The following is a 26,503-nucleotide window of genomic DNA, read 5'->3' on the forward strand; positions in this document are numbered from 1 at the left end:
CCCAGGGCACGGCACCACCGATTAGATTCGGGGCCTCACCTGTACGACCCCGACAGTCGGCGGACCAGCGTCACGCCGCGAGCCGTAGTGAACCGTTCCGGGTTCGATAGAGATCTCAGATGTTGGTTGTGACCTGGGGTTTCGTGGTGCTCAGGTAGTGGTTGGTTTCGTATTCGGCGGGCGGGAGGTGTCCTGTCTCTGGGTTCTGGATCATGGGATTGGTGTGAGCGATCTGGTGGGGGACGCGCGGCATCTGTCGCCGTCGGCACAGGAAGCCTTGCGGCTGCGGGCGGTGGCGGGGCGGGGGACCGTGAGGACGTGGCGGCGGTGTTCGGGGTGTCGCTGAAGGCCGTCGACAAGTGGTGGGCGAAGTGGCAGGCCGGCGGGCGGGAGGCGCTTGTGATGCGGCCGCGGGGCAAGCCGGTCGGTGTGTACCAGGTGCTCGGGGAGGCCGAGCAGGCCGCCGTGCGGCAGGCGGTCCTCGATCACCCGCCCTGCGACCTGGGGCTTTCCGGTCAGCTATGGACGCGGCTGCCGGGCGAGCTGATCGCGAAGCTGTACCGGGTGCGGCTGACCGAGGTGGGTGCGGGCAAGTACCTGAAGCGGTGGGGACTGCCCTTCCAACTTCGACCACAAGGTCCACCTCGTGGTCGACGGGCGCTCCGCCCACCGCTCCAAGAAGGTCCGTGACTGGCTCGCTGCCCACCCCGACGACGTCGAGCTGCACTTCCTGCCCCCGTACTCGCCCGAGCTGGTCCCCGGCGAGCTGGTCAACGCGGACCTCAAGCACAGCCTGCCCAAGCAGCACCGGGCCCGGAATCAGGCAGAACTCGCCGCCGAGACCCGCCGTTTCTTCCGCAGACGTCAGCGTCAACCACACATCATCCGCGTCTACTTCGGTGGCCCGCACGTCCGCTACGTCATGGACGAGAACCCCATGAGTTTCTGATCAATATGCGTCGCCGACCGATCCGATCGAGGCGGCGATGCCGGCTTCCGCAAGCGCTCGGCCAGCGTGAAGGACGCATATGGCGACCCCGCGTCCGAGTGGTGCACCAATTCGCCTGGCAGGAGCAGGCGTTGGCTGCGATCGCGTTGCCACAGCCTATGTCCAGGGCGTGCAGGACGAGCCGGGTCTGCTTCGTGGTCGAGGCGGACCAGCCGACGATCCGGCCGGAGAAGGTGTCCACGACGAAGGCGACGTAGACGACGCCGGAGGACGTGGTGACATGGGTGAAGTCGGCGACCCAGCAGCGGTTCGGCGCGCTGGCGACGAAGTCGCGGTCGACCAGGTCCGGCGCCCTTGGCGCGGTGGGGTCCGGGATCGTGGTGATCACTCTCTTGCCGCGGACGGCACCGGTGATGCCGAGTTCACGCATGAGGCGTTCGACAGTGCAGCGGGCCACGGTCCGGCCCTGGCGGTTCAGGTGCCGCCAGATCTTCCTCGCGCCGTAGACGCGGTAGTTGGCGTCGTATGCCTCCTGGATCAGGATCTTGAGTTCGGTGTCCTGAGCGGTGCGGGCCGAGGGCGCCATCAGGCGTTTGTGGTGGGCGTAGTAGGTGGACGGGACAATCTTGCAGTCGTGCTCGGTCAGAACACGGCAGATCGGCTCGACTCCGCCGAAGCGGTCCCGGTGCTCGTCGATGAACGCTACGAGCGTGTGTGTGGCCGGTCGAGCTCGGCCGCGAAGAAACTCACCGCCGCCTTCAGGATCTCGTTGGCCCGCTTCAGCTCGGCGATCTCTTCATCGCCTTGATCTGCACGGACTCCTCCGTCGTCGTCCCCGGCCGGGTGCCGGCACCGATCTCGTCCTGGCGGATCCACTTGCGCAGTGTCTCGGTCGTGCCGATGCCGGGCCTCGCGGCGACCGCTTTCATCGCGGCCCGCTCGGTGTCGTGATCCGGCCGCACCTCGGCGACCATCCGCACCGCACGACGGCGCAGCTCAAGCGGGTACTGGGAAGGACGCCATGACTCGATCCACTCAAATAATCGAGTCTCTATCGAACCCGGAACGGTTCACCTCCGTGCGGTGGTTCTGTTGCGGGTCTGACAGTGAGGATGTAGGCGGCAGCGCCCGGGGGTCTGACTCCTGGTCGGTTGTCCGGGTGGTGAATCGTCGGCCCCCGAGGGATGCCACCGCACGGGCTCCCAGGTGTCCGTGGTCACCTCACACCGGCCTCAACACTGCCTTGTCGTCTACCCGGGCAGCACCACGATGTTCCATGCCTCGTACGGAAGTAGGCTTCGAGGCGTCCGTCCCGCTCTTGATCACCCGGGGGAGGCATCACCGATCGGCTCAGATCCGAAGCGTCCTTCGCGCACCTGTGCGGCAGCCCTGATCCCCGTTCGCCAGGCCGCACCAATCAGCAATCGGACGCCATCCGACTACGCCGAACCCTTGGGGCCGACAGAGCGCCGCGTCGTCATACCGCACCGAGCTGGCGGAATTCATGTGTAGCGCGGGGAAACAAGGACGAGAGGATGCTCGACTGCAGCTCTCCATCAAGGGAGGATGCGAGGAATTGCGTGCAGGATACGGAGAAATGCTCCCACCGGTCACCGCGGGCCTCGTTCACCATGACGGTCCATTGGTCCGGCTCAATGCCTGGCCGGACAAGCCAGTAGAGGCATTCTCCGTTGTCTGTGGTCGCCCATGGGATGACTCGAGATCCCTCGATCTCCAGTTCCGCTGGCTTCTTCTCGAATTCCCACAGGTCTTCCAGGTCTTCGACCTGGTGCTTCGCCCATTCGATGAGGTCATAGTTGCTGTTGGGACAGTCGGGCTCTAGAACGTACAGGTAGTCGTCCCAGTTACTTCCTCCATAGACGTGGATGAGCTTCTTGTAGTCGGCGGGCAGCTCATCCCCAAGGCTGCGCTCGACCTCGCCCCAGTCTTTCTGACGGGGTTCGCTCGGTGCCGGGGCGATTTCGAGAAGACGGGTAAGGGCGTTGGTCATGGCGGTGTCCTGTTCCTAAGGATCGATGAGTCCGGACGACAGGGAGGTTGGCTTCATTTGACTGATCTCGTCATCCACCCCTCTTCTGGTTGGGTATGAATGCGGTATTTCCGGACTCGGTTATTCCGGTGCTTCTGTGCTGAGTGAACTGGAAACCGTCTGAGCCGTAAGCCTCGATGTACACCCCTGTGGGGATTTTGTCGCTCCCATTATACCGAGGGGTGACGCTGTACTGGATAGTCTCTCCGGACTCGACTGCGGCCCTGATTTGGTTTTCGATATGTCTCATGACGGGGGAATTGGCGTAGGCGTGCATGGTAACGAAATTTGCCGGATTATAGTTGGATCCGCCGAGCTGTGCGCCGAGGAGATGGGCTCGGTTGTACCCCTTGTCCTTCTCCCAACCGGGAGGATCACCGTGCGGGTCCGTGGGATTCTTCCCCATCATGTCGTCTCCCAGCGTGGCGTGCATTCCTGTCGGCCGCCCGAGGTCGTCCAGTTCGCCGTAAACGACCCTGCCGTCCCACGTGGGGTCGTCCGGCTCGTTCTTCTTGCAGGGTAGAAGCCCGAGGGGATCGGCCCACAGTAGAGGGTTGTGGACGTATGCTGTCGGGTTTGGGGCCGGGGCAAGGCCGAGAGGGTCCTGGCTGAGGTAGCGGGCCGTTTCTGGGTCGTAGTAGCGGAAGTAGTTGTAGTGGAGGCCCGATTCGGGGTCGAAGTACTGGCCCGGGAAGCGGAGCGGGGTGTATGCCGTGGCGTCGCGGTTCCATGTCGTCGTGCCCCAGAGGGTGGTGCGGGTTCGCCAGGCCACGTCGCCTTGTTCGTCGACGAGTTCCGTCGGGCTGCCGATCAGGTCGGTGACGATGGCGAAGAAGCGTTCGTCGTCCGTGTCCGTGCGGCGTTCCGTCTGGGACAGGGGGCGCGGGCCCACGTGGTCCCAGGTCAGGACGACGTTCGCAGTCGTCTGCTCACAGAGGGTCGTGCCGTCCCAGGTGAAGTGGACCGTCTCGACCGGGGACTGCTTGGATATTCGGCGGCCCAGGGGATCGTACGCGTACCGCCAGACCGTGCCGTCCGGTGTGGTGACCGCGGTGAGGCGGTCCTCCGCGTCCCACTCGTAGCGCCACGTGTCGGGCTTCCGGGAGAGCCGGGCCTTCTGGCGCAGGACGATCCGCCCCTGGCCGTCGTGTTCGTAGCGCACGGCACCCGCGCTGGCGATCCGAGTGCCCTCGTAGGCGCGTGGGCCCGTCGCGGAATGGGACGGGTGCGTGGCCGGCCACGAGGCCTCCGTCTGGTTTCCGGCGTCGTCGTAGGCGTACTGTTCCGTCCAGCCCCGCGCGTGGACGGCCGTGACGCGACCGGCCGAGTCCACGTCGAAGCCCCGGGAACCGGAGAGTGCGTCGCTGATGCCGACCAGACCGCCTCCCGCCCCGTAGGTGTATGCGCGGTGCTGGAGGCGACGGTCCCGGGACGTGATCTCCTGGGCCGTCAAGCGGCTCATCTCGTCGAACGATGACGTCAGCGCCACGAAGTCCGATACCGTGCGTTCCACTTCGCGGCCCAGGGCATCGAAGGAGAATGCGATCTCGCGCCCGGACGCGTTGAGCTTCGTCCTGCGGCCCGCAGCGTCGTACGACCATTCACTGACCGCACCGCCAGGCGTCGTCCTCCGCACCCTGCGGCCCAGTGCGTCGTACGCGTACGTCAGCGTCCGGCCGTTGACCTTCTCGGACTGCAGACGGCCATAGCGGTCCCGCAGTCGTTCCAGCCCGGCGTCCGGGCCCACAGCCACCGCGAGTTCGTCGAAGACGTCGTACTCGAACGTCGTGACCGCGTTGCCTTCGACCTCCTTGCGGATCACCTGACCGAGGGCATTGTGTGTGAAGTCGATGCGCTGGCCCAAGCCGTTCGCCCGGGAGACCAGACGGCCCGCAGCGTCGTAGTCGTAGCTCAGCACCCGGTCATCGAAGTCCGTCTCCGTGACCAGTCGCCCCGCCGCGTCGTAGGCGTAGTCCCACGTCAAGCCCTGCGGGTTGGTCACCCGCGTCAGCCGCAGGTTGGTGTCGTGGGTGAACTCGTAGCGGACGCCGTCCGGGCCGGTGCGGGAGGTCAGCAGGTCGAAGTCGGTGTACGTGAAACAGGTCGTGGCGCCCATCGCGTCGGTGTGACTGAGACAGTTGCCCTCGCCGTCGTACGTCCAGGACTCCACCGTGCCGTCCGGTACCGTCCGGCGGGACAGCCGACCCTCGACCGTCCACTCCATCCGGGTCACCGCGCCAAGAGGGTCGGTGATCTGTACCGTACGGCCGAAGGCGTCATGCTCGTAGCGGGTCGTGGCACCGAGCGGATCGGTGACCTCGACGGGGAGGCCCCGGCGGTCCAGGATTAGACGGGTGGTGGCGCCGAGCGGGTCCGTCACCGAGGTGAGCCGACCCGACGCGTCGTAGGCGAACTCCGTCGTTGCCCCGGAGGGATCGGTGACCGACGTACGGTTGCCGCGCTCGTCGAAGGTCTGGCGCGTGACGTTGCCGTCGGTGCCGACGATGCGTACCGGGAGCCCGATCTCGTTGTACTCGGCTCGCGCCTGCCGTCCGTCCGGGCGCTCGAGCACCGTCCTCCGGCCGTGCTCGTCATAGGTGGAGCGGCTGACATGGCCCAGCGGATCCGTCCGAGACAGCAGGCGGTTGTGACGGTCGTACTCGAAGCGAGTGACCGCCCCCAGTGCGTCGATCTCGGCGACGACCTGGGCACGGTCGTTGATGAGGTGGCGCTCGGTGTGCCCCAGGCCGTCCGTGACGGTGGTCATGCGGAGCCCGGTCGCCGGCTCTGCATCGTCCCAGGTGAACGTGGACTCGAGGTGACCATCGGCGCCTGACTGGTAGGTGCAGCGGTCCTGATCGTCGTAGACGTAGTCGAAGCGGCTTCCGTTGGTGTCGGTCCACGAGGTGATGCGACCGTGCTCATCGCAGCCGAAGCGCAGGGGGCGACCGGAGGAGTTGACGACCTCGGTCAGGTGGCCGTTGGTGTAGCCGTAGCGGAGGATCTCCTGGTCGGATCCGTCCGCCGCCGCGCCCGCGAGGTGCAGGGCGGTCACGCGGCCTTCGCTCGTGGTGAGCTTCAGGTGGTAGCCGCCGTGGTGGACGATCGAGGTCGGGGCGCCCGCCTCGTCGTGCTCGAAGCTGATCCAGCGGCCGTTGCGGTCGTCGATCTGGGCCAGGAGCGCCAGTTCGCCGCTGTGATCGACGAAGTGCCAGGCCCTACCGGTGTCGGGATCGGTGATGGTGTACCCGTCTTCGACCCGGTCCAAGGGCCATTGCCGACCGTGCGTGGGCATGACCGGGACGCCGGGCGCGGGGTGCGGATAGGCGAGCAGGCTGCCCTCGTCACAGTTGAAGATCACGCCCTCGGAATCGATCTCCAGCCGCTGGTCCACCGTGCTCGACCAGGCCGCACCGAACCAGCGGCCCGAGCGGCGCGCGGAGTCGAAGGTACGCCGGAAGACGAGGGGCAGTGAGGCGGGCAGGACGATGTCCGTCTGCGGAAGCAGCATGCGGCCCGTTGCGATGTCGATCGGGTCCTTCTTGCACACCGTCTCGCCGCACGTCTTACCGTTGCTGTCCGGATCCTTCTCGTGATCCCCGCGGCTGCCGCCCGGCTTGTTCCCGTCGGGCAGGTGCCGGGTGCCGTTGAGGCCCGCGCGCAGGCCTCCCCGCACCGCCCCCGCGCCCTTGGTGCCGATCAGCTCGGGCACCAGCCGGCCGAGGAACTCCGACGGGTCGCCCTTCGCCGCGTCCCAGGCGTTCTTCAGCGCCCTGTCCGGATTCGCTGCCGTGGACACCAGACCGGCGAGCGTCATGTTGACGCCCTTGTAGTACTCCGCCGGGTGCGTCAGGTTGTACGGGTCTATCGGGTTGACCGAGCGGACGAAGTTGATCAGGCCCGCCGTGCCCTTGACGACACCTCCGCCGAAGTGGGCCAGCTCAATGCTCTGACCCAGGCCGTAGTCCGCCAGCTCGAGCTTTGCCTTCTCGACCCCGGTCGGCTCCTTGGGGGCGTGTGCGAGAGCGGCGTGTACCGCGGTCTTCGCGGTCTCGCCGGCCTCGTTCCGCGCCCGCCGGGCGTCGTTCAGAATCTCCCGCGCCCGCTGCCGCTTGGCCCTGCCCGGGTCGGAGAACTTCCCCGGCTGGGGCAGCGGGCTGTCACCGTTACGGGCTGCGTTGTAAGCGTCGACCTTCTTGTTGTACGTGTCGACCGCCGTCTTGGAGTCCTTGTCGCCCTCCTTGTAGAGGGCGACAGCCTCTCGCGCCTTGCCTTGCGCACTCACAACCGCTTTGGAGTATGTCTCCAGAGCCTTGGCCGCGCTCTCCATCGCGTCCGCCGCGTGCAGCCAGTCGGTCGGCAGGGTCTGGAACCGTTCCCGGAACGCGTTGGCCGCCTCACCCTTCCAGTCGTCTGAGCCCAGCTTCTTCATCCCTCCACCGACCAGGTCGAACGCCTGCTGGAAGTCCCGCAGGTTCTTCACCGTCGCGGCGATCTCCTCCGGCCTGCCGTGGATCAGCTCGTTCGCTTCCTCGGTCTGCCCGAGCTGCTGCTCCCCGACCTCCGCACCGAGGGAAGAGGCGGTCTCGTCACCCCAGTCCTCGACCGCGTCCGCCCAGTCGTGCGCACCGATCTTGTCAAGGCCCTGGCCGGCCTTGTCGGTGACGTAGTCGACGCCCTCGCCGACGATCTCCTTGCCCTTGTCGAAGCCCCGGTCGACTCCGTCGACGATCTTGTCGCCCCACCCCCGCCAGTCCACCATCAGCCGTTAGCCCCCCACCGCGGCTGCTCGGCCTGATCAATGGTCGCCTGGTCGGGATCGAGCATGTCCTTGAGTTTCTCGTCGATCCCGCCCCGCAGCTTCGGGTCCAGCACACCGGAGCGCTCCATCGAGTCGAGCATCGCGTCCTCGACGTCGTACACGGTGTTCTGCCAGGTCTGCTTCACCTCGCCGTGTGCCTCGGAGAACGACTCGCGGCTCCAGTCCGCGTTGTCCCACATGTGCTGGTCACGGATCGAGTCCCAGCGCATCTGCTTGACCTCGTCCTCGGACAGATGCGGGTTCCCGTTGAGGGAGTTCGCACCGATCTTGAACGAGTCCTTGACGTACTGCTCCTGCTCCGCGAACGAGCCCGCCGACAGGCCCACCCCCTGCGCAAAACCGTTTCCCCGCAAGGTCAGCGCACGCACGCCCCACTCCCACCGGTTACAGAACGTCTCGAACTCCGACGTCAGACCACCGTGCCCCAACTCCAGTCCCGACAGGGCCAGATCGGAGAACCCCCTGCCCACCGACGCCTCACCGATCATCCCGAGATCCTTCAGCTCGGAATGCGCCAGGTTGATACCCTTCGTGATCTCCGCCAGTGCCGCCGCCGGCGCCGCGAGCTCAGGCTCACTCCCACTCACGGTGTCTCCCCCTCAAGTTTGACTGCCACCTCGTCCGGGACGATCCCAGGCACCGGTGGAAACAGGACCCCGGTCGCGCTGCCCGCATCCAGCGCGACGCCGCCCGGTCCGGGCAGCAGCGGCACCATCACGTCAAGAAGCCGCGCCCCCAGGATCGTCCGGTACGTCCACTCACGCCCCGCGTCTCCCCGCACCGCCGCGAACCGCGCCAACGCCTCCTCGTCCGAGAACGCGCAGATCCACCGCACTCCGTTGAAATCCGCCGTCCACAGACTCCCGTACTCGTCGAACGGCACCACCACGGCAGTACGCCGGAACTCCCCCAGCAAACGCGCAAACTCCCGCCGCGCCGCCGCCACCTCGTCAGCCTGCTTCGGATCCGGCGGCACGCTCCGCGTCTCAGCCGGCGAGGCCGCCAGAACCTGCTCCGGTCTCGGCAGCGCTGCAGAACCCGAAGCATCCGCCAATTCGTCCAGCCTCGAAACCCGTTGACGCTTCGGTATCTCGTCCCCGTCGTCAGTCACGTGAACATGCTGCCATGTGATCATTTTCCACTCCAGGACAGGACGCGTACGAACGATCACGGCCGCCACGAGAACCGTCGGCTGACGGCCTGCACGGTGAACGACCTGTTCTTCCCCGGCGCCTGCCAAGCCGTCCACATCGTCCGCCGCCGAACCAGTCGCCAGACCGGGCAGATCAGCCTCAAGACCGTCTACGCCGTCACCAGCCTCACCGCGAACAGGCAAGCCCAGCCCAACTCACCCTGCTGATCCGGCAACACCGGAGCGTGGAGGCACTGCATCACGTGAGAGATGTGCCCCTCACCGAGGACGCCTCCCGACTACGGACGAGGAACGCTCCCCGCGTGAGGGTCACCTGCAGAAGCCTCGCAATCGGCGCCCTCCGCCTGACCGGCATCCGAACATCGTCGCCGGCCTCCGCCAGACACCCCGGAACGACACCAGGCCTCTCGCCCTCCTCGAACTCACGTGATCAAGAGGACGAGGCCGGTCTACACCAAAGCCCTGGGCTCGCCGCGCGGCACGGCCGCAGCAGTGGCCAGCACGACCCATGCGGCCTTGATGCCGCTGTCCGTGACATGGAACCCCCACTGCCCCCGGGTCAACTCGTTCACGATGTGCAGGCCCCGTCCGCGCTCGGAGAGCGGCCCAGGCGCATCTCGTACGGGCCGCACGCGTGCTCGTGCGCGTTCGCCACGAGCTCCGAGACTGCCAGAGCTCCATCGCTGATGACGTCCCGGGAGAGACCCAGGTCTTTGAGAACACTACGCAGAACCGCGCGGGCTTCGCCGGTCGGGTTGATGGTGTGGTCGGTCCAGCGGTACACGAGGCCGAGAGCGGCGAACGGTGCGCTGATCATAGGGCGGCGGACCTCCTTGGGTGACGTCGGTGGCCGTCTCCCGGAGCTGCGACGTGGTCGCGGAAGTGCATCGGGTACGCACCGAAAGGCGTGCGGCCGCAGGACGCGCCCTGGCTTCGGGCGCGCGGCCCCGGGAGCATCGTGGCTCAAGCATCAGCCACAAGGCCGGTCGCGAGTCACGCACTCAACGATGGCCGCCGGTTCCCCTGGCGCTCATGGGCGTTTATGAGCGCAGGTGCAGACGAGCAACAAGGCGCACCAGCGAGACCGCCGCCCCTCCGCCCGCCTTCGCTTCCGCCCGTCTGGTCACGCTCGGCCACGAACCGGCAGGCAGCCTCCAGCCCTTCGAGGCCGAGCAACCGGCTGCGCGGCCGGGCGAGCGCTCCGTGCCGACGGCGACAACTGTGCGCACCGGCGACCGAGCCAGGAGGCGTCAAGGCCGAGGTACTCAGCCGTCGCCGCGAGGCGCTGTCCGGCCTGCTCGGCCGCCGTGGCCAAGTGGTGGCTGACATGCCGCTGCGACGAGGTCGAGCGGACGAAGGCGGTGCGGCGCGGCAGACAGGCGCGTACGTAGCGGGGCTCGCCGTCGGCGTCGACGGCGGCCCAGTCGCCGGTGCAGATGACCCGCAGGGGGTCGTGCGGAGTGACGAACGCGGTGTCGGCGCGGACGACACCGTCCGGGGTGACGACATCGCACTGGCCCCGGTCCACCCGGACGACCCGGCCGGGGACCAGTCCCCGGTCGGCGTACGGGGTGAACTCCGCCTGCCACGCCGCGTCCCAGCCGTAGACGGCGAGCGGGTGCGAGGAGGACGAGGAGGATGCCTGAAGTGAGGTGTGGGACAAGGGGGGAGACCCTTCGCGAGGGTGGCCCCGGCCCGCGCGTGCGGCGCGGAGGAGAGAGGTAGGTCAGCCGGAGACCACGGAAGCGGAACTGGTGGGCTTCTGGATGCGGGCAGTGCCCGTCGCCTCGACAGCCATCGGTCACACCTCCTGTGTCTCGTTCGCCCGGTGCCGGCTGGTCGTTCGGCCGCCCGGGATCGCGCTGAGCGTAGAACGACGGCCCTGTCGGGCGCCACGCATTTACCGCGCGGATCCGTCGTCGGCGACCGGGGCCGGGTAAGGAGCGTGCATACGGCAATCGACGCAGCCGGAGCCCCGCTTCTCGACGTATTCCGACGCGTCGTTCTCTCCGACGATTCTCATCACTTCCTCCGCCGATCGCAGCAGTCGGCAGCCCGGACGACCGGCGCGAGCCGGACGGTCACGCCGGGGGCGCAGCACCGGCGCAGCGTGGACCGCCTGCGGAGTCACACATTCCGATCGAGGGGAACGGGTGAGACAACGGCCAGATCGTTATGACAACCATTCCCATGTAGTGGCATGCTCGTCCTCCGTACGCCGCCCCGCCACACTCGGCCCAGCACGCAGTCACGCAGCTCAGTCCCTTCGAGAAGACCACCAGTCCCTTCGAGAGGACCAGGACCAGACCCGTATGAGCGATCCGCTGTATCTCGCACCACGCCTGGAGTCCCGGCTGGCGGCACTGCTGGATTCCCCCGACTCCCCCGCCTTCCTGCACCCGTTGGTCGCCGCACTGGGCTCACCCCTGAACATCGTCCTGCCGGACCAGATCGCCGAGAACGTGCGGCGGTTCCAGGACGTGTACGCACGGCACCGGCTCACCGGACAGATCTCCTTCGCCCACAAGGCGAACCGGTCGAGCGCGCTGGTCCGCCGGCTCGCCGCCACCGGCGCGGGCGTCGACGTCGCCTCGCTCGGCGAGTTGCAGCACGCGCTCGGCAGCGGCTTCACCCCCGACCGGATCGTGGCGACCGGTCCGAAGGACCCCCGGTTCCTGTGGCTCGCCGCCCGCAGCGGTGTCACGGTCGGCGTCGACTCACCGGGCGAACTCACCGCGCTGGCCGCGCTCGTGGAGCGCTTCGGGCTGCCGCGCGCCCGGATCATGCCACGCCTGTCGGAGTTCACGGCGCCCGGTACGACGGTCCTCGCGCGGCGCAGCCGCTTCGGTACGCCGGTGCCCGAGGTCGCCGCCCTGCTCGACCTCGCCGAGAAGCACCGCGACAGCGTCGAGTTGACCGGTGTCTCCTACCACCTGGACACCGTCGCCCTGGCCGAGAAGGCCGTCGCCCTCGAAGGGTGCCTGAAGGTGCTGGACGAGTGCCGCCGCCGGGGGCTGCGGCCCAGGGCCGTCGACATCGGCGGCGGGTTCGGCGTGGACTACCTCGCCGACGGCTCCCAGTGGGAGCGCTACACCAGCGAGCTCACCCAGGCCCTGCTCGGCAGGCGGCCCCCGCTCACCTGGCGGGACCACGGTTACGGCCTGCGCGGCGAGAACGGCACCCTGCGCGGCTCCCTCGGCGTCTACCCCGGGCACCGCCCGGTCGCCGGCCCGCGCTACCTGGACGAACTCCTCACCCAGCCGGCCCCGTCGCTGGGCCGCCCGCTGGCCACCCTGCTCCTGGAGAACCTGTACGACCTGCACACCGAGCCGGGCCGCGCGCTGGCCGACCAGTGCGGGGCCACCCTGGCCGAGGTGCTGGAGGTGCGGCGCTCGGCCGACGGCGACCTGCTGGTCCGGCTGGCGGCGAACGCCCGGGACGTGGGCCTGGAGGACCACGGGCTGCTGGTCGACCCCGTCCTCGTACCGCGCCCGGAGCACGGGAAGGAGAACGGCGGGGAACCGGCGCCGGGCGGGGAGCGCGGGCCCGCCGGTGTGTACCTCCTCGGCAACCTCTGTCTGGAGGCCGACCTCATCAGCCGCCGCAAGGTGTTCCTGCCGTCGACGCCGCGCCCCGGCGATCTGCTCGCGTTCGCCAACACCGCCGGCTACTTCATGGACTTCACGGCCGATCACGCCCTGTACCAGCCCGTCGCCCGCAAGGTCGCCGTCTACGAGGACGACGGCGGCGGCCGGCGCTGGTGCCTGGACGAGGAGTACTGGCCCCATCTCACCGGGGGGGACGCCCTATGAGGTACGACCACATCACCGACGCCATCGGCGACACGCCGCTCGTCCGCATCGACCCCGAGGTGCACGGGCTGGCCCACATCGACCTGTACGCGAAGCTGGAGATGCTCAACCCGTTCGGCTCCGTCAAGGACCGGGCCGCCTGGCATATGGCGCGGCCCCAGCTGGACGCGGCCCGGCGCGAGGGCCGTACCGTGGTCGAGCTCTCCAGCGGCAACACCGCCAAGGCGCTCGCCGTGATCGCCGGCATGCACGGACTGCCGTTCAAGAGCGTCACCAACCGGATGAAGGTCCCGGAGATCAAGGACCTGCTGCTGCTGCTCGGCGCCGAGATCGAGGAACTGCCGGGGCAGGCCGAGTGCCTGGACCCGACGGACACCGAGGACCCGCTCACCCGGATCCACCGGATGCTCTCCGCCGACGACGGCGAGTACCTGCACACCGACCAGTACTACAACCCGGGCAACGCCGAGGCGCACGCCTCCGGCACCGGCCCCGAGATCGTCAAGGACCTCGGCGGCGCCGCCCCGGACTGGTTCATCGCCTGCGTCGGCACCGCCGGGTCGTCCAGTGGCACCGCCCGCGCCCTGCGCGCCCATGACCCGGACACCGGGGTCGTCGGGCTCGTCGCCGGCAAGTCGGACTTCGTCCCTGGTATCCGGAACATCGACGAGGTCCACGAGGTCGGCCTGTTCGACCCGGACACCTACGACACGCTCGCCTCGGTGACCTCCGACGAGGCCATCGACGGCATGCTCACGCTGGCCCGCCGCTGCGGCATCCTCGCCGGACCCACGGGCGGGGCCGCCTACTTCGGAGCGGTACGCCATCTGCGCGCCGTCGACGCCGGGCTGACGGAGCGGCAGACGGCCGTGTTCATCGTCTGCGACCGTATCGAGAGCTATATGAGCTACGTGCGGCAGCGCCGCCCCGAACTGCTGCGCCGGCCGCCCCGCCCCAACTCGCCCGCCACGGTGACGCCGGCCGAGCTGGAGGCCGTGCACGTCATCGGCGTCGAGGAGGCGCGGGCCTGGATCGCGACGGAGCGGCCCGTCGTGGTGGACCTGCGCGGCGCGTTCGCGTTCGCGGCCCTGCACATCGAGGGCTCGGTCAACATCGTGGACGAGCTCTTCGCCGAACTCCTCCACGGCGGCGTGCCGTTCGGCCGTTCGCAGCCCGTTCTGCTGGTCTGCCCGGTGGGCGAGCAGTCCGTGGCGTACGCGGCGCTGCTGACCAGGATGGGGCATCGCGACGTACGCAGCCTGGCCGGCGGCATCATCGCCTGGCGGGACGCCGGCGCTCCGATGGTGAGGGACTGACATGCGGATCTCCCCGTCTCCGTCCCCGTCCCCGTCCTCCTCCCCCGCTCCGCCGCCCCGGCGCCAGCCGCCCGGGCCGTCCGCCGCGCTGCGCGAGTGGCAGCGGCCGCTGCGCGAGCAGTTCCCCATCGTCACCGGGCATCCGGGGCTCGCGTACCTGGACAGCGCGGCGACCGCGCAGAAGCCGAAGGCCGTCCTGGACGCCGTGCAGACGTATCTGACCGGCTGCAACGCCAACGCGGGCCGGGGGACGTACACCTGGGCCAACCGCACCACGGCGCTCATCGAGGAGACCCGGGAGCGGGTCAAGGCGTTCCTCGGCGACCCGGAGCCCGACCGGTCGTCCGTGTGGTTCACCAGCGGCACCAGCGACGGGCTGCGGACGGTCGCCCGGGACTGGCTGACGGCCGAGCTCCGCGACGGCGACGAGATCGTCGTGCCGTTCGCCGACCACGAGGCCAACCACCTGCCGTGGCTGGAGGCGCGTGACCTGCTCGCCGCGCGGGGCGTCCGCGTCACCGTGCACGCCATGCCGTACCAGCAGGATTCGCACGACTACGACACGGAGGCGCTGGCGGCGCTGGTGGGCGAGCGCACCCGGTTCGTCGCGGTCACGCACGTCCACCACGTGTACGGCGCCGACATGAACGTCCACCGGGTCCGGCGCGTGGTGGGGCCCGACGTACCGATCTGTCTGGACGCCGCGCAGAGCGTGGGCCACCTGCCGGTGGACGTCGCCGCGCTCGACGTGGACTTCGTGGTGTTCTCCGGCCACAAGGCGCTGGCGCTGCCCGGGACGGGCGTGGTGTGGGCGCGCGGGCTGCGGGGCGGGGAGTTCCGGCCGGGCGGCTGGCAGGGCACGCCCAACACGACCGGGATCGTCAGCCTGCGGGCCGCCATCGACTGGCTGGAGGCGGCGGGCCCCGCGCGGATAGAGGAGTGGACGGTCGGCCTGGGTGCCCGGCTCACGGACGGGCTCAGCCGGCTGGACGCGTACGAGGTGCTGGGCTGCGGGCTCAGTCTGACGGCGGAGTCGACGGTGCAGCGCAGACAGGGCCTGGTGACGTTCCGGCACCGCGCGATCAACGCGAACGACCTCGGGTTCATCCTCGCGTCCCACGGGCTGCTCGTGCGCGCCGACGGGCTGTGCCAGGCGCGGGCCGGTGAGACCGACAGTTCGGTGCGGGTGAGCCTGCACGTCTACAACACGCCCGAGGAGGTCGACCGGCTCCTCGGTGTGCTGGCCGGCCTGGACCGGGCATGAGGAAAGGAAGCAGAGGACGACCATGGCACGACGGTTGACGGCCGAGCGGGCGGGCGAGTGGATCCGCAGGTGGGAGCTGCAGCAGCAGCGGTACGCGTGCGACCGCGAGGCCCGCTTCACGGTCATCGCCGACGTGGTCGAGACGGCGACGGCGGCGCTTCCCCGGCCGCTGATCGCCGACCTCGGCTGCGGGCCCGGCTCGCTGGCGGCCCGGCTGGCCGAGCGCCTGCCGCAGGCGGAGCTGGTGGCCGTGGACACGGATCCGCTGCTGCTGGCGCTCGGCCGGGCGCACCACGGCGGTCACGTCCGGTTCGCGGACGCCACGATCGGCGCGCCCGGCTGGCTGGACTCGCTCGCCCTCGGCCGCCCGCTGGACGCGGTGGTGTCCGCGACGGCCCTGCACTACCTGCCGGAGCCCGCGCTGCTGTCGGTGTACGAGCAGGTGCGGGCGGTGCTGCGGCCGGGTGGCGTCCTCGTCAACGGCGACCATCTGTTCCAGGAGGATCCGGCGGTCGCCGCGCTCGCCGGGGAGGTCGCCCGGCGGCACGCCGAGCGCCACGGGACGCACCAGCACGAGGACTGGCCGAGCTGGTGGTCGGCGGTGGCCGACGCGCCGGAGCTGTCGGCGCCCCTGTCGGAGCGGGCCAGGCGGGGCTCACCGGCGGGCGGCGACAACGGGCTGACGCTCCACCGCCATGTGGAGCTGCTGCGCAAGGCCGGGTTCACGGCGGCGGGCCCGGTCTGGCAGTACGGGCACAGCTGCGTACTGGTGGCGGTGACGGTGTAGGGGTGACGGTGCGGGGCCGGGAGGTGCCGGGATGGCGGTGCGGGCCGGCCGTGTTCACAGGGCCTTGGGCTCCGGGAGCCGCGTCCCCTCGATGATCTCCTCATGGCCGGGGGGCGGTGCCGGGCGGCGCCGGGGCCTGCGGGCCAGGACGTCGCGCAGACCGTGCGCGGCGGGCTGCACCCAGCGGGCGCTGAACGAGCCGAGAATGACCAGGATCAGCACGTACGCCGTGGCGAAGGGGCCGATGCGGGGCTCGGCACCGACCGCGAGGCCCGCGATGACGATGGAGAACTCGCCCCGGGCGACCAGCGCGCCGCCCGCGCGCAGGCGGCCGCGCGGGCCGATGCCGGAGCGGCGTGCCGCGTACCAGCCGGTGAGGATCTTCGTGACGGCGGTGGCGAGGGCGAGGAGCAGCGCGGGCAGCAGGACCGGCGGGATCGCGCCCGGCGCGGTGGACAGTCCGAAGAAGAGGAAGAACACCGCGGCGAACAGGTCCCGCAGGGGGCTGAGGAGTCTGCGGGCGCCCTCGGCGACCTCCCCCGACAGAGCGATACCGACGAGGAACGCGCCGACGGCCGCCGAGACCTGGAGCCGCTGGGCGAGCCCGGCGACCAGGACGGTGAGTCCGAGGACGACCAGGAGCAGCATCTCGGGGTTCTCCGACGACACGGCGCGGCTGATGTGCCGTCCGTGGCGCAGGGCGACGTACAGGATGACGCCGACGGTGCCGAGGGAGATGAGGAGGGTGATGCTGCCGCCGGCGAGTCCGGCTCCGGCGAGCAGCACGGTCAGCAGCGGCAGGTAGACCGCCATGGCCAGGTCCTCGATGACGAGGACGCCGAGCACCACGGGGGTTTCGCGGTTGCCGAGCCGGCGCAGGTCGGTGAGGACCTTGGCGATGACACCGGACGAGGAGATCCAGGTGACACCGGCCAGGGCGACGGCGGCGACCGGGCCCCAGCCGAGCAGCAGCGCGGCGGCCGCGCCGGGCAGCGCGTTGAGCAGGAAGTCGACTCCGCCCGACGGATATTGGGTGCGCAGGCTGGTGACGAGTTCGGTGGCGCTGTACTCCAGGCCGAGCATGAGCAGCAGCAGGATGACGCCGATCTCGGCGCCGACCGCGACGAAGTCCTCGCTGGCGTCGAGGGGGAGGATGCCGCCGTCGCCGAACGCCAGTCCGGTGAGGAGGTAGAGCGGGATCGGGGAGAGACCGATGCGCTCGGCGAACCGGCCGATCAGGCCGAGGGCGAGGATGACCGCCCCGAGTTCGATGAGGAGCGCGGTGGTGTCGTGCATGGTCATTCTCCGCCGACGATCGCGGCGAGGTTGTCGACGCCCTCGCGGGTGCCGACCACGACGAGGGTGTCGCCGATGGCCAGCCGGAAGTCGGGGCCGGGCGAGGGGTGGGCGCTGGTGCGCCGGAGCACGGCGACGATGGACGCGCCGGTGCGGGTGCGGGCCCTGGTGTCGCCGAGCAGCCGGCCGCCGTAGGGCGACCGGCTGGTGACGGGGATGTGCTCGGTGATCAGGTCGAGGCCGTCGGTGTTGAGGACTTCGAGTGGCGACGGGTCGATCAGATGGGCCAGCGCGGTGGCTTCCTCGGGGCTGAGGGGCACCGACGCCTGGCAGGTGTCGGGGTCGTCGGCCTCGTAGAAGCCGAGGAACCGGCGGCCGTCGTGGTGGACGACGACGGAGAGGTGGTGGCCGTCCTCGGTGGTGACGTCGTACTGCGTACCGACGCCGGGCAGCGGGGTGCGACGCGTACCCATGATCGCCCCCTCCGGGTATGCGGCGCCCGGGCGCCGTGACGCGCGCGGGCGACGAAAGGGATCTTCTTCACGTTATCAATACGATCCCATCATCGCCCGGTATGACGCGTTACGCCGCTTACGTTCCCGTCGGGGCGGTCATGCCGCCTTCAGGGCCGCCGCTCCGAAGGAGACGTCGAAGCGGTCGCACCAAATGCTGACGCTGGTGTACCTGTTCAGGTCGAGATCGGCGGGCAGGACGTAGTTCTGGTCGCCCTTGTTGCCCTTGAGCTTGCCGAGGCTGACATACGCGCCGTCGTCGAAGACGTGCCAGCCGTCCTTGCCCTCGATGACCGGCGCGTCGGTGAGCCAGACACGCAGATCGGGGCCGTTGCTCGTGTCGAGGTTCTCCAGGCGCAGCACGCGCGAGCCGTCGGCCAGCCGCACGATGCGCACGTCCCCGGTGGTGGTGTGCTCATGGCTGATCAGCGTGCCGCTGGAGACGGTCGCGGGACCGGCCGGCGCGGAGGGCGCCTGGGACGGCGTGGCCGACGGGTCGGCCGCGGGGTTCCCGGGGTCGCCCGTCGGGGCGGCGGCCGGGGGCGCCGAAGCCCCGGGCAGCGCCTCGCTGACCGTCTCGTTCGTCACCAGCTTCCACGGCTGGAACCAGTACAGCCCCAGTCCGGCCGCCACCACCGCGACGACCACCGCCGCGATCACCACCGGCCTGGTCACCAGACGTCGTACACCGGCCATGGCCGCCTCCTCGATCTCCGTCGCCTATGCCGTTTCTCGTTCTCTCCGGCTCCTGTCCTTATTGAACGCGGCGCGCGGCCCGCCGACTGCGCCGATCCGGTGACGAAAGTCTTACGTCCGATTCGTACAAGACCGGCCTGCGGCCGCGTTCGTACGGTGCGGGCATGACTTCCGCACCACGACTCGACGCCATCGGCCTCGTCGTCTCCGACATGGCCGCCTCCCTCGCCTTCTACCGCCGTCTCGGCGTGGACGTCCCTGACGGGGCCGAGAACGCCCCGCACGTCGAGGCAGCGCTGCCGGGCGGGACGCGCCTCCTGTGGGACACGGAGGAGGTCATCCGTTCCTTCGACCCCGGCTGGACGCGCCCCTCCGGCGGCGACCGGCTGGGGCTCGCGTTCCGCTGCGCGAGCCCCGCCGAGGTCGACGCGGTGTACGAGGCCCTGGTCGCCGCCGGTCACCGCGGGCATCTGGAGCCGTGGGACGCGGTCTGGGGGCAGCGCTACGCGATCGTGCTGGACCCGGACGGCTGCGGCGTCTCGCTGTTCGCCGACGCGGGCGGCACCGACGCGGGTGACGCGGGCGGCACCGACGCCGTGTAGGCGCGGAGAGTCGTACCGGCCAGGGCCCGCGTCTCGCGCGCCAGATGCGCCTGGTCGGTACAGCCGGCCGCGAGCGCGGCGTCCGCGTACGGCACCCCCTGGCGTACGAGCGCCAGCGCGCGCTGGAGGCGCAGCACCCGGGCCAGGGTCTTGGGCCCGTACCCGAAGGCGTCCATCGACCGCCGGTGCAGTTGCCGGGCGCCGAGCCCGACGGCCCCGGCCGTCTCGGCGACCGTACGGCCCGCGTTCAGCCCCGCGACAACGGTGCGGAGCAGCGGGTCGGCGAAGCCCCGCGCCGAGCGGGCCAGCCGCAGCGCGGCCTCCTCCAGGGCGGCGGCCGGGTCTGCGGCGGCGCCCACCCGGTCGGCGAGCCGCCGCACGCCATCGGCGGGCCACAGGTCGGCCAGGTCGACGCGCCGGTCGCGCAGCTCGTGGGCGGGGACACCGAGCAGCGCGGGGGCGTCCCCGGGGGCGAAGCGCACCCCGGCGTAGGGGGCGCGGGTGTCGGGGAGGTGGGCGTGCGTGTCGGGCCCGGCGACCAGCAGCCGGCCGTCCGTCCACAGCAGATCCATGCACCCGTCGGGCAGGACGGGGCTGACGGACACCGCGTCCGCGGTGCCGGTCGTCGTCCAGACGAAGGCGCCGTCGAGCCGCGCGGGGCGTTCCTCGTACACGCGTCGAGCCTAGACGTTCGGCGTGGCCCGTACCGCCGGGGCCGTGCGGGCAGCCGAGGCCGTGCGGGCAGCCGTGGCCGCCGGGGTCACGAGGGTCAGGCGCCCTTCTGGCCCCGTTCCTGGCGGTCGCCGTTCCGCTCCCGCTGCAGGCGGGACTTCACGTCGTCGGGCGGCAGGAACCGTGACCAGCGTTCCGGGAACTCGGACGGCATGTCGGGGTCGTCGTCGTCCAGTTCCTCCACCGCCGCCTTGGCGCGGGCGACCAGCGCCGCCGCCTCGGCCGTACGGGCGCGCTCGTTCTCGGCGCGGGCGGCGGCCGTGGCCACCGACGGCCAGACGCGGTCGATGGCGGCGTTGACGGCGGCGCCGACGAGCACCGCGAAGGCGGAGATGCCGATCCACAGCAGCACCGCGATCGGCGCCGCGAGCGAACCGTAGATCGTCGGGCCCTCGACCGTGCTGGTCAGATAGATACGGAGCAGGAAGCTGCCCAGCACCCACATGCCGAGCGCGACGAGCGCCCCCGGGACGTCCTCGATCCACGGCGAGCGCACCGGGACGGACACGTGGTACAGCGTCGTCAGGAACGCGATGGACAGCAGGATGACGACGGGCCAGTACAGGATCGAGACGAGCTCCGTGCCCCACGGGATCAGCTCGACCACCCGGTCCGGGCCGACGACGGCGAGCGGCAGGACGACCGCGCCGATCAGCAGGGCCACGATGTACAGCAGGAAGGCGAGCAGCCGGGTGGCGACGATGCCCCGGTGCCCGTCCAGGCCGTACATGACGGTGATCGTGTCGATGAAGACGTTCACCGCCCGGGAGCCCGACCACAGCGCGATCGCGAAACCGATGGAGATGAGGTCGGGTCGGCCGCCCTGGGTGACGTCCTCCAGCAGGGGTTTGGCGATCTGGTTGACGCCCCGGTCGGACAGGACGGTGCCGACCGCCCCGAGGATGTTCTTCTCGATGGAGGCGACGGTCGTGGTGCTGGTCCAGTCGTCGATGTAGCCGAGGAGACCGAGCAGGCCGAGCATCAGCGGGGGCAGGGACAGCAGGGTGAAGAAGGCCGCTTCGGCGGCGAGACCGAGGATCCGGTACTCGATGCACGAGTTGACGGTGTCCTTCAGAAGCAGCCAGGCCATCTTCCGCTTCGACACGTTGCGGTAGAGGACCCGGGCCCGGTGGAGCCGGCCCCCGGGCCCGGGCTGCGACTCGGGTGTTTCATTTGCTGCCTGCACCTCCTTACCGTATCCGCATGGCAGCCACCACCCACACCGTGACCAATCAGCCTCCGCCCCTGGTGGGGTACGACGTCTTCACCGCCGACCGGGCCCTGTCCGAGGCCGTGGAACGTCATGTCCCGACGGACGTACGGGACGAGGCCCGGCAGGAGCTCTCGGCGCTCGGCACGACGGCCGGCTCCGCACAGGCGCAGGAGTGGGGGGTGCTCGCCAACGAGAACCCGCCCAAGCTGCGCACCCACGACCGGTACGGCAACCGGATCGACGAGGTCGAGTTCCATCCGGCGTGGCACCGGCTCCTCGGCCACGCGGTGACCTCGGGCCTCACCGACGCCTGGGGCAGGCCGTCCGGCCATGTGCGGCGCGCGGCCGGGTTCCTGGTCTGGACGCAGGCCGAGGCGGGGCACGGCTGCCCGCTGTCGATGACGCACGCGGCGGTGCCCGCGCTGCGCACCGACCCGGCGCTCGCCGCCGAGTGGGAGCCGAAGCTCACCTCGCCGGTGTACGAGGGCGAGGAGCTGCGCCCGGCCGCCGACAAGGGCGGTGTGCTCTTCGGGATGGCCATGACGGAGAAGCAGGGCGGCAGCGACGTACGGGCCAACACGACGACGGCGACACCGCTGGCCGCGCCCGGGGAGTACGTCCTGACGGGGCACAAGTGGTTCTGCTCGGCGCCCATGTCGGACGGTTTCCTGGTGCTGGCTCAGGCCCCGGCGGGGCTGACGTGCTTCCTGGTGCCGCGCGTCCTGGAGGACGGCACCCGGAACGTGTTCCGGATCCAGCGGCTGAAGGACAAGCTGGGCAACCGTTCGAACGCCTCCAGCGAGGTCGAGTTCGACGGGACGTGGGCGCGCCGCGTCGGTGAGGAGGGGCGCGGGGTGCGCACCATCATCGAGATGGTCGCGGCGACCCGCCTGGACTGCGTCATCGGGTCGGCGGCGCTGATGCGGCAGGGCGTCGCCCAGGCGGTGCACCACGCCGCGTACCGCAGCGCGTTCGGCGGGGTGCTGATCGAGAAGCCGCTGATGCGCAACGTGCTGGCCGATCTGGCGCTGGAGTCGGAGGCCGCGACGACGCTGGCGCTGCGGCTGGCGGCCGCGTACGACGCCGACACCGATGAGGAGCGGGCGTTCCTGCGGCTGGCGGTGCCCGCGGCCAAGTACTGGGTGACCAAGCGGTGCACCCCGGTGGCGGTGGAGGCCCTGGAGTGCCTGGGCGGCAACGGCTACGTCGAGGAGTCGGGGATGCCGCGGCTGCTGCGGGAGTCGCCGCTGAACTCGATCTGGGAGGGCTCGGGCAATGTGCAGGCGCTTGACCTGCTACGGGCGCTGCGGAGGGAGCCCGAGGCGCTGAACGCCTTCCTGAAGGAGGTGGGCGAGGCGCGGGGCGCCGACCACCGGCTGGACGGGGCGATCAAGGCGCTGCTCACCGAACTGGCGGATCTGGACGGCATCGAGGCGCGGGCCCGCAGGCTGGTCGAGCGGATGGCGCTCGTCCTGCAGGGGTCGCTGCTGGTGCGGTGGGCGCCGCCGTGGGTGGCGGACGCGTTCTGCGCGTCCCGGCTGGGCGGGGATTCGGGCCTGGCGTTCGGGACGCTGCCGCACACCCTGGACCTGGCGGCGGTGGTCGAACGGGCGCGGGCCGTGCACTGACGGCCCACGCCCGGGCAGAGCGGACGGGGTGGTGCTGCGCCGACACGGCACCAACCCGTCTGCGGTACCGAAGAGGCCGGTACGACCCCACTGTCGTACGGGCGGACCGCCGTTCGCGAGGGTTGCAAGGGGTTGCAGCGGTCACGGCGGTGTGGGAGATATCAGCCCGCGCCACGGGGCCGGCGGGGCAGGATGGAATGACGGATACCGGCCACCGTGCGCCGAACGCCTGTGGGGAGGTGCCCGTGCGGAACACCACGGTCGACATGACACGGCTCGCCGCCATGGACGCGCGCGAGGCGACGAGGCTGCTCAAGAACGTGCGGGACGCGGCGCTGCGGGGCGACCGGGCGCCGCTGGCGCCGCGCGCCGACATCGGCGAGTCCTGGCAGCGGATGCTCCGCAAGGGCGTCGATCCGGACAGGGACCGCCGTTCGGGTCTGCTGTCGCTCGGAGAGCTGGAGCGGCGCCGGGGCACCTCGCCGCTGGCGGAGCTGCTGCCGGTGCTGCGGGAAGGGCTGATGCCGGGCGGCGGCGGGGCCGGGGGCGTCGACCCGGTGCCGCACATCATGGTCGTGGCGGACGCCGAGGGACGTGTGCTGTGGCGGGAGGGCCATCCGTCGGTGCTGCGGAAGGCGGACGGGCACGGGTTCGAACCGGGCGCCGACTGGCGGGAGTCGACAGTCGGCACGAACGGTGTCGGCACCCCGCTGGTGACCCGACGGGCGACACAGGTGCACTCGGCCGAGCACTTCGTGGCGACGCACCACTCGTGGACGTGCGCGGGCGCGCCGATCACCGACCCTCGAGACGGGCGGCTCATCGGCGTCGTGGACGTGAGCGGCCCGGTCGCGACGATGCATCCGGCGACGCTGCTGCTGGTCAGGTCGGTGGCCCGGCTGGCCGAGGCGGAGCTGCGGCACCGGCACCACGTGGCGCTGGCGCGGCTGCGCGCGGTGGCCGCGCCGCTGCTGTACCGGCTGGACGGGCGGGCGCTGGTGGTGGACACCGACGGGTGGACGGCGGCCGTCACCGGGATGGCGCCGCTGGACCGGCTGCCGCTGCCCGGGGCGTTCGGGCCGGGCCGGGTGTGGCTGCCGTCGCTGGGCATGTGCGGGGTGGAGCCGCTGCCGGGCGGCTGGCTGCTGCGGCCCGACGACGGCGCGCGGGCCCCGGACCCGGCGGCGGAGGTGAGCAGGGTGGTCCTGGACGTCGGCCGGGCGCGCCGCTGGTCGGTGGAGGTGTCGGGTCAGGCGGGCCGCTGGACGCAGGAGCTGAGCCCGCGCCACGCCGAGCTCCTCTATCTCCTGGCGGTGCACCGGAACGGGCGGACCGCGGCGGAGCTGGCGGGCGACGTCTTCGGGGACCGCGGCCGCACGGTGACGGTACGGGCGGAGATGTCGCGGATCCGGCGCACCCTCGCGGGGGTGCTGGCGCACCGGCCGTACCGGTTCCGGGACGAGGTGGAGGTGGAGCTGATCCACCCGGCGGACCCGGGCGAGCTGCTCCCCCACTCGACGGCCCCCGCCGTCCTGGCGGCACGCTCCGGCACGCCGGGCGGCTGAGCGGCGGTGAAGGACGGCCCGGGGCGCGAAGGGCGGACGGCGCGCGCGGCCGGCACGCGAAGGCCGGACGGTGGCGTTCGCGGCGTGGCGGCGGACCGGAGCGGTGGACCGCGCCCGGGGTGGGCGGACCGGAGCGGCGGACCAGGCCGGTGGACCGGAGCGGCGGACCAGGCCGGTGGACCGGAGCGGCGCACCGGAGCGGCGGACCAGGCCGGTGGACCGGGCGGTCGAACGGTGCGGTGCACCGTGCCCGGGGGCGGCGGGCGGTCTCGCGCCGCGCCGCCCCCGGGGTGGTCACACGCCGGGGATCTGCCGGGCCTGGAACGCGGCACGGACCTCGGCGGCCGCGCCCTCGCCGTACATCTTCCGGGCCGTGGCGATCGTGGTGAGCGCCGCGTCCCGGAAGCCGGTGTCCGGCGCGAAGCCGAACTGGGCGTTGACGATGATCCGGTCCGCGGTGCGGGCGCCGAGCGCGTGGCGGATGTCGAGGAGGGCGCGGGACCAGATCTGGCCGTCCCGGTGTACCTGGCCCACCTTGTCCGCGTACGTCTTGTCGGTGTCGATCCGGCGCAGACAGTGCGGGGTCGTCCCGGTGTACGAGACGGCGTCCCAGTCCGCGACACAGGCGAGGTCGGCCCTGCGCTCCCAGCCGTACCGGGCGATCGCGTGCTCGCCGACCGTCACGGCGAGGTAGTCGCCGAACGCCTCGCCGATGGCCCCGGCTTCCACGGAGGTGCCGAAGCCGGGCACCTGGGCGTGGTGGACGGCGTGCCCGTACTCGTGGAGGACGACCTCGGCGTCCTCGGCGTCGTCGACCCCGCCCTTGCCGAACCGGATCTCGGCCTTCTTGTCGGTGAAGTACGAGTTGTCGGCGCCCCACTGGTTGATACGGACGGGCTGCGGGCGGTCGTTGGCGCCGGGCAGCTCGCTGCCGAACCCGAGGCCCTGCAGGTACTCCTGCGCCTCGTTGACCCAGAAGTAGGCCATGACCTGCTCGAACCGGTCGTCGTGGCGGTCGTAGCCGGCGACGTCGGCGACCTTCGCCGACGCGCCGGTGTCGGACCGTACGACGACCCAGCGCCCGGAGAGCGAACCGCTGCCGTCGAGGCCCCGCAAGGGGGCGGTGGCGTAGGCGGAGGCCGGGACCGAGTCATCGCCCTTGCCGTCCTTGCCGTCGACCAGGCTCTGGTCGCCCGTGGACTGGACGGGATTGACCATGAAGATCCGGGCCTGCGGCTCGGACGAGGCCGTCGCGGTACCTGCCGGACCGGCGAGGGCGGCGGTGGCGGCGGTGGCGGTGGCCAGCGCGAGCAGGCCGCGGGATATGCGGCGGGCCATGGACATCCTCCTGTGTATGGGATGCGGACAGGGCGCGGGGGGTGGCTGAGCGCTGCGTGATCTTCCCGTACCGCCCCTGCTTTGGCCATAGCCCCGGCGGCGTGGTTCTCTGGCGCACATGAGCATCTCTGTGACGACCTGGTCCCTGGAGCAGACCTCGCCGGACGACCTCCGGCCGGCCGCGGAGCCGGGCGGCGACGTCCGGATCGAGCGCGCGGAGGTGCCGTCGCCGGAGTTCAGCCGGTTCCTCTACAGCGCGGTGGGCGGGGACATCCGCTGGACGGACCGGCTCGGCCTGTCGTACGGGCAGTGGCGGGAGATCCTGGAGCGCCCCGGGGTGGAGACCTGGGTGGCGTACGAGAAGGGGACGCCGGCCGGGTACGTGGAGCTGGACCCGCAGGACGACGGGACCGTGGAGATCATCTACTTCGGGCTGATCCCGGCGTTCCGGGGGCGCCGGATCGGCGGGCACCTGCTGTCGTACGGCACGGCCCGCGCCTGGGATCTGGCGGAGCGGTGGCCCGGGCGGGCGCCGACGAAGCGGGTGTGGCTGCACACCTGCTCGCTGGACGGGCCGCACGCGATGGACAACTACCTGCGGCGGGGCTTCCGCCTGTTCGACACGAAGGTCACGGAGGAGCCGGACTCGCCGGCGCCCGGTCCGTGGCCCGGCGCGCACGGCTGACACACCTGCGGACGGCCATCCGCGTGACCTGCCCCACACTGGTCCGCGATGTGGGACAGGTCTGTCCACATCTCGGACAAAGG

At 70.8% G+C, this 26,503-nt stretch carries 22 protein-coding genes and 3 pseudogenes; 10 read left to right on the top strand and 15 right to left on the bottom strand.

Going from position 1 to position 26,503, the window contains the following annotated elements:
• The first annotated feature begins 253 nt into the window (after positions 1–253).
• Positions 254–949, top strand: a pseudogene (locus ACGF5U_RS19410) (transposase).
• Here ACGF5U_RS19410 and ACGF5U_RS19415 read toward each other — a convergent pair.
• The 6 genes and pseudogenes from ACGF5U_RS19415 to ACGF5U_RS19440 all read right to left on the bottom strand — a co-directional run.
• Positions 921–1,661, bottom strand: a pseudogene (locus ACGF5U_RS19415) (IS3 family transposase); the annotation flags it as partial. The pseudogenes ACGF5U_RS19410 and ACGF5U_RS19415 sit on opposite strands and share 29 nt — an antisense overlap.
• Before the next feature lie 67 nt (positions 1,662–1,728).
• Positions 1,729–1,929 (bottom strand): hypothetical protein, encoded by a 201-nt coding sequence (locus tag ACGF5U_RS19420; RefSeq protein ID WP_392818851.1) that lies wholly within the window; start codon positions 1,927–1,929, stop codon positions 1,729–1,731.
• A gap of 497 nt (positions 1,930–2,426) precedes the next feature.
• On the bottom strand, positions 2,427–2,960 hold the full coding sequence (locus ACGF5U_RS19425; protein WP_392717322.1) for an SMI1/KNR4 family protein: 534 nt from the start codon (positions 2,958–2,960) through the stop codon (positions 2,427–2,429).
• A gap of 70 nt (positions 2,961–3,030) precedes the next feature.
• The gene (locus tag ACGF5U_RS19430; RefSeq protein WP_392717324.1) at positions 3,031–7,761 is read right to left on the bottom strand and encodes a putative T7SS-secreted protein; all 4,731 of its coding nucleotides are present in this window, start codon (positions 7,759–7,761) and stop codon (positions 3,031–3,033) included.
• Complete coding sequence (locus tag ACGF5U_RS19435) at positions 7,761–8,408, bottom strand: hypothetical protein (RefSeq protein WP_392717326.1); 648 nt, start codon at positions 8,406–8,408, stop codon at positions 7,761–7,763. The genes ACGF5U_RS19430 and ACGF5U_RS19435 overlap by 1 nt, the downstream gene beginning before the upstream one ends.
• Complete coding sequence (locus ACGF5U_RS19440) at positions 8,405–8,956, bottom strand: SseB family protein (RefSeq protein WP_392717328.1); 552 nt, start codon at positions 8,954–8,956, stop codon at positions 8,405–8,407. Before ACGF5U_RS19440 ends, ACGF5U_RS19435 begins: the two co-directional genes overlap by 4 nt.
• A gap of 72 nt (positions 8,957–9,028) precedes the next feature.
• Between ACGF5U_RS19440 and ACGF5U_RS19445 the strand changes: the two genes are divergently transcribed.
• Positions 9,029–9,181: a hypothetical protein gene (locus ACGF5U_RS19445; RefSeq protein WP_392717330.1), complete on the top strand. Its 153-nt coding sequence runs from the start codon at positions 9,029–9,031 to the stop codon at positions 9,179–9,181.
• Positions 9,182–9,423: 242 nt separating this feature from the next.
• On the opposite strand, the gene ACGF5U_RS19450 is transcribed toward ACGF5U_RS19445, so the two are convergent.
• The 3 genes and pseudogenes from ACGF5U_RS19450 to ACGF5U_RS19460 all read right to left on the bottom strand — a co-directional run.
• Positions 9,424–9,546 carry a hypothetical protein gene (locus tag ACGF5U_RS19450; RefSeq protein WP_392717332.1) on the bottom strand — a complete coding sequence of 41 codons (123 nt, stop codon included), beginning with the start codon at positions 9,544–9,546 and terminating at the stop codon, positions 9,424–9,426.
• On the bottom strand, positions 9,543–9,791 hold the full coding sequence (locus ACGF5U_RS19455) for an ATP-binding protein (RefSeq protein WP_392717334.1): 249 nt from the start codon (positions 9,789–9,791) through the stop codon (positions 9,543–9,545). The genes ACGF5U_RS19450 and ACGF5U_RS19455 overlap by 4 nt, the downstream gene beginning before the upstream one ends.
• Positions 9,792–10,280: 489 nt before the next feature.
• A pseudogene (locus ACGF5U_RS19460) lies at positions 10,281–10,637 on the bottom strand (GTPase RsgA); the annotation flags it as partial.
• 649 nt (positions 10,638–11,286) lie between these two features.
• On the opposite strand from ACGF5U_RS19460, the gene ACGF5U_RS19465 reads away from it, so the two are divergent.
• Genes ACGF5U_RS19465 through ACGF5U_RS19480 form a run of 4 tightly spaced genes read left to right on the top strand, consistent with a single transcriptional unit; the run spans position 11,287 to position 16,153 of the window.
• Complete coding sequence (locus ACGF5U_RS19465) at positions 11,287–12,786, top strand: Y4yA family PLP-dependent enzyme (protein WP_392717336.1); 1,500 nt, start codon at positions 11,287–11,289, stop codon at positions 12,784–12,786.
• The gene (locus ACGF5U_RS19470; RefSeq protein ID WP_392717338.1) at positions 12,783–14,102 is read left to right on the top strand and encodes a pyridoxal-phosphate dependent enzyme; all 1,320 of its coding nucleotides are present in this window, start codon (positions 12,783–12,785) and stop codon (positions 14,100–14,102) included. Before ACGF5U_RS19465 ends, ACGF5U_RS19470 begins: the two co-directional genes overlap by 4 nt.
• Position 14,103: 1 nt before the next feature.
• Entirely contained in the window at positions 14,104–15,366 is a 1,263-nt protein-coding gene (locus ACGF5U_RS19475; protein WP_392717340.1) for an aminotransferase class V-fold PLP-dependent enzyme, read from the top strand.
• 22 nt (positions 15,367–15,388) lie between these two features.
• Positions 15,389–16,153: a class I SAM-dependent methyltransferase gene (locus tag ACGF5U_RS19480; RefSeq protein WP_392717342.1), complete on the top strand. Its 765-nt coding sequence runs from the start codon at positions 15,389–15,391 to the stop codon at positions 16,151–16,153.
• Between the two features lie 54 nt (positions 16,154–16,207).
• Here the strand turns inward: ACGF5U_RS19480 and ACGF5U_RS19485 are convergent, their stop codons facing one another.
• The 3 genes from ACGF5U_RS19485 to ACGF5U_RS19495 all read right to left on the bottom strand — a co-directional run bounded on the left by ACGF5U_RS19485 (position 16,208) and on the right by ACGF5U_RS19495 (position 18,657).
• Entirely contained in the window at positions 16,208–17,449 is a 1,242-nt protein-coding gene (locus tag ACGF5U_RS19485; RefSeq protein ID WP_392717344.1) for a cation:proton antiporter, read from the bottom strand.
• A gap of 2 nt (positions 17,450–17,451) precedes the next feature.
• Entirely contained in the window at positions 17,452–17,922 is a 471-nt protein-coding gene (locus ACGF5U_RS19490) for a cation:proton antiporter regulatory subunit (protein WP_392717346.1), read from the bottom strand.
• 138 nt (positions 17,923–18,060) lie between these two features.
• Positions 18,061–18,657 carry a DM13 domain-containing protein gene (locus ACGF5U_RS19495; RefSeq protein WP_392717348.1) on the bottom strand — a complete coding sequence of 199 codons (597 nt, stop codon included), beginning with the start codon at positions 18,655–18,657 and terminating at the stop codon, positions 18,061–18,063.
• 164 nt (positions 18,658–18,821) lie between these two features.
• Here ACGF5U_RS19495 and ACGF5U_RS19500 point away from each other — a divergent pair, with 164 nt between their 5' ends.
• A complete protein-coding gene (locus ACGF5U_RS19500; protein WP_392717350.1) occupies positions 18,822–19,259 on the top strand; it encodes a VOC family protein in 438 nt (145 codons plus the stop codon).
• On the opposite strand, the gene ACGF5U_RS19505 is transcribed toward ACGF5U_RS19500, so the two are convergent.
• Positions 19,160–19,933, bottom strand: coding sequence for a helix-turn-helix domain-containing protein (locus tag ACGF5U_RS19505; RefSeq protein ID WP_392717352.1), 774 nt, complete (start codon positions 19,931–19,933; stop codon positions 19,160–19,162). The two genes, ACGF5U_RS19500 and ACGF5U_RS19505, sit on opposite strands and share 100 nt — an antisense overlap.
• A 95-nt stretch (positions 19,934–20,028) precedes the next feature.
• On the bottom strand, positions 20,029–21,177 hold the full coding sequence (locus tag ACGF5U_RS19510) for a YihY/virulence factor BrkB family protein (protein WP_392717354.1): 1,149 nt from the start codon (positions 21,175–21,177) through the stop codon (positions 20,029–20,031).
• 17 nt (positions 21,178–21,194) lie between these two features.
• On the opposite strand from ACGF5U_RS19510, the gene ACGF5U_RS19515 reads away from it, so the two are divergent.
• Entirely contained in the window at positions 21,195–22,832 is a 1,638-nt protein-coding gene (locus ACGF5U_RS19515; protein WP_392717356.1) for an acyl-CoA dehydrogenase family protein, read from the top strand.
• Between the two features lie 245 nt (positions 22,833–23,077).
• A complete protein-coding gene (locus ACGF5U_RS19520; protein ID WP_392717358.1) occupies positions 23,078–24,397 on the top strand; it encodes a GAF domain-containing protein in 1,320 nt (439 codons plus the stop codon).
• A 294-nt stretch (positions 24,398–24,691) separates the two neighbouring features.
• Here ACGF5U_RS19520 and ACGF5U_RS19525 read toward each other — a convergent pair whose 3' ends face one another.
• On the bottom strand, positions 24,692–25,735 hold the full coding sequence (locus ACGF5U_RS19525) for a M4 family metallopeptidase (protein WP_392717360.1): 1,044 nt from the start codon (positions 25,733–25,735) through the stop codon (positions 24,692–24,694).
• A gap of 118 nt (positions 25,736–25,853) precedes the next feature.
• Here ACGF5U_RS19525 and ACGF5U_RS19530 point away from each other — a divergent pair, with 118 nt between their 5' ends.
• Entirely contained in the window at positions 25,854–26,420 is a 567-nt protein-coding gene (locus ACGF5U_RS19530) for a GNAT family N-acetyltransferase (RefSeq protein ID WP_392717363.1), read from the top strand.
• The last annotated feature ends 83 nt before the right edge of the window (positions 26,421–26,503 follow it).

It is taken from the genome of Streptomyces sp. NPDC047886, assembly GCF_043204435.1.
GTDB lineage: Bacteria > Actinomycetota > Actinomycetes > Streptomycetales > Streptomycetaceae > Streptomyces.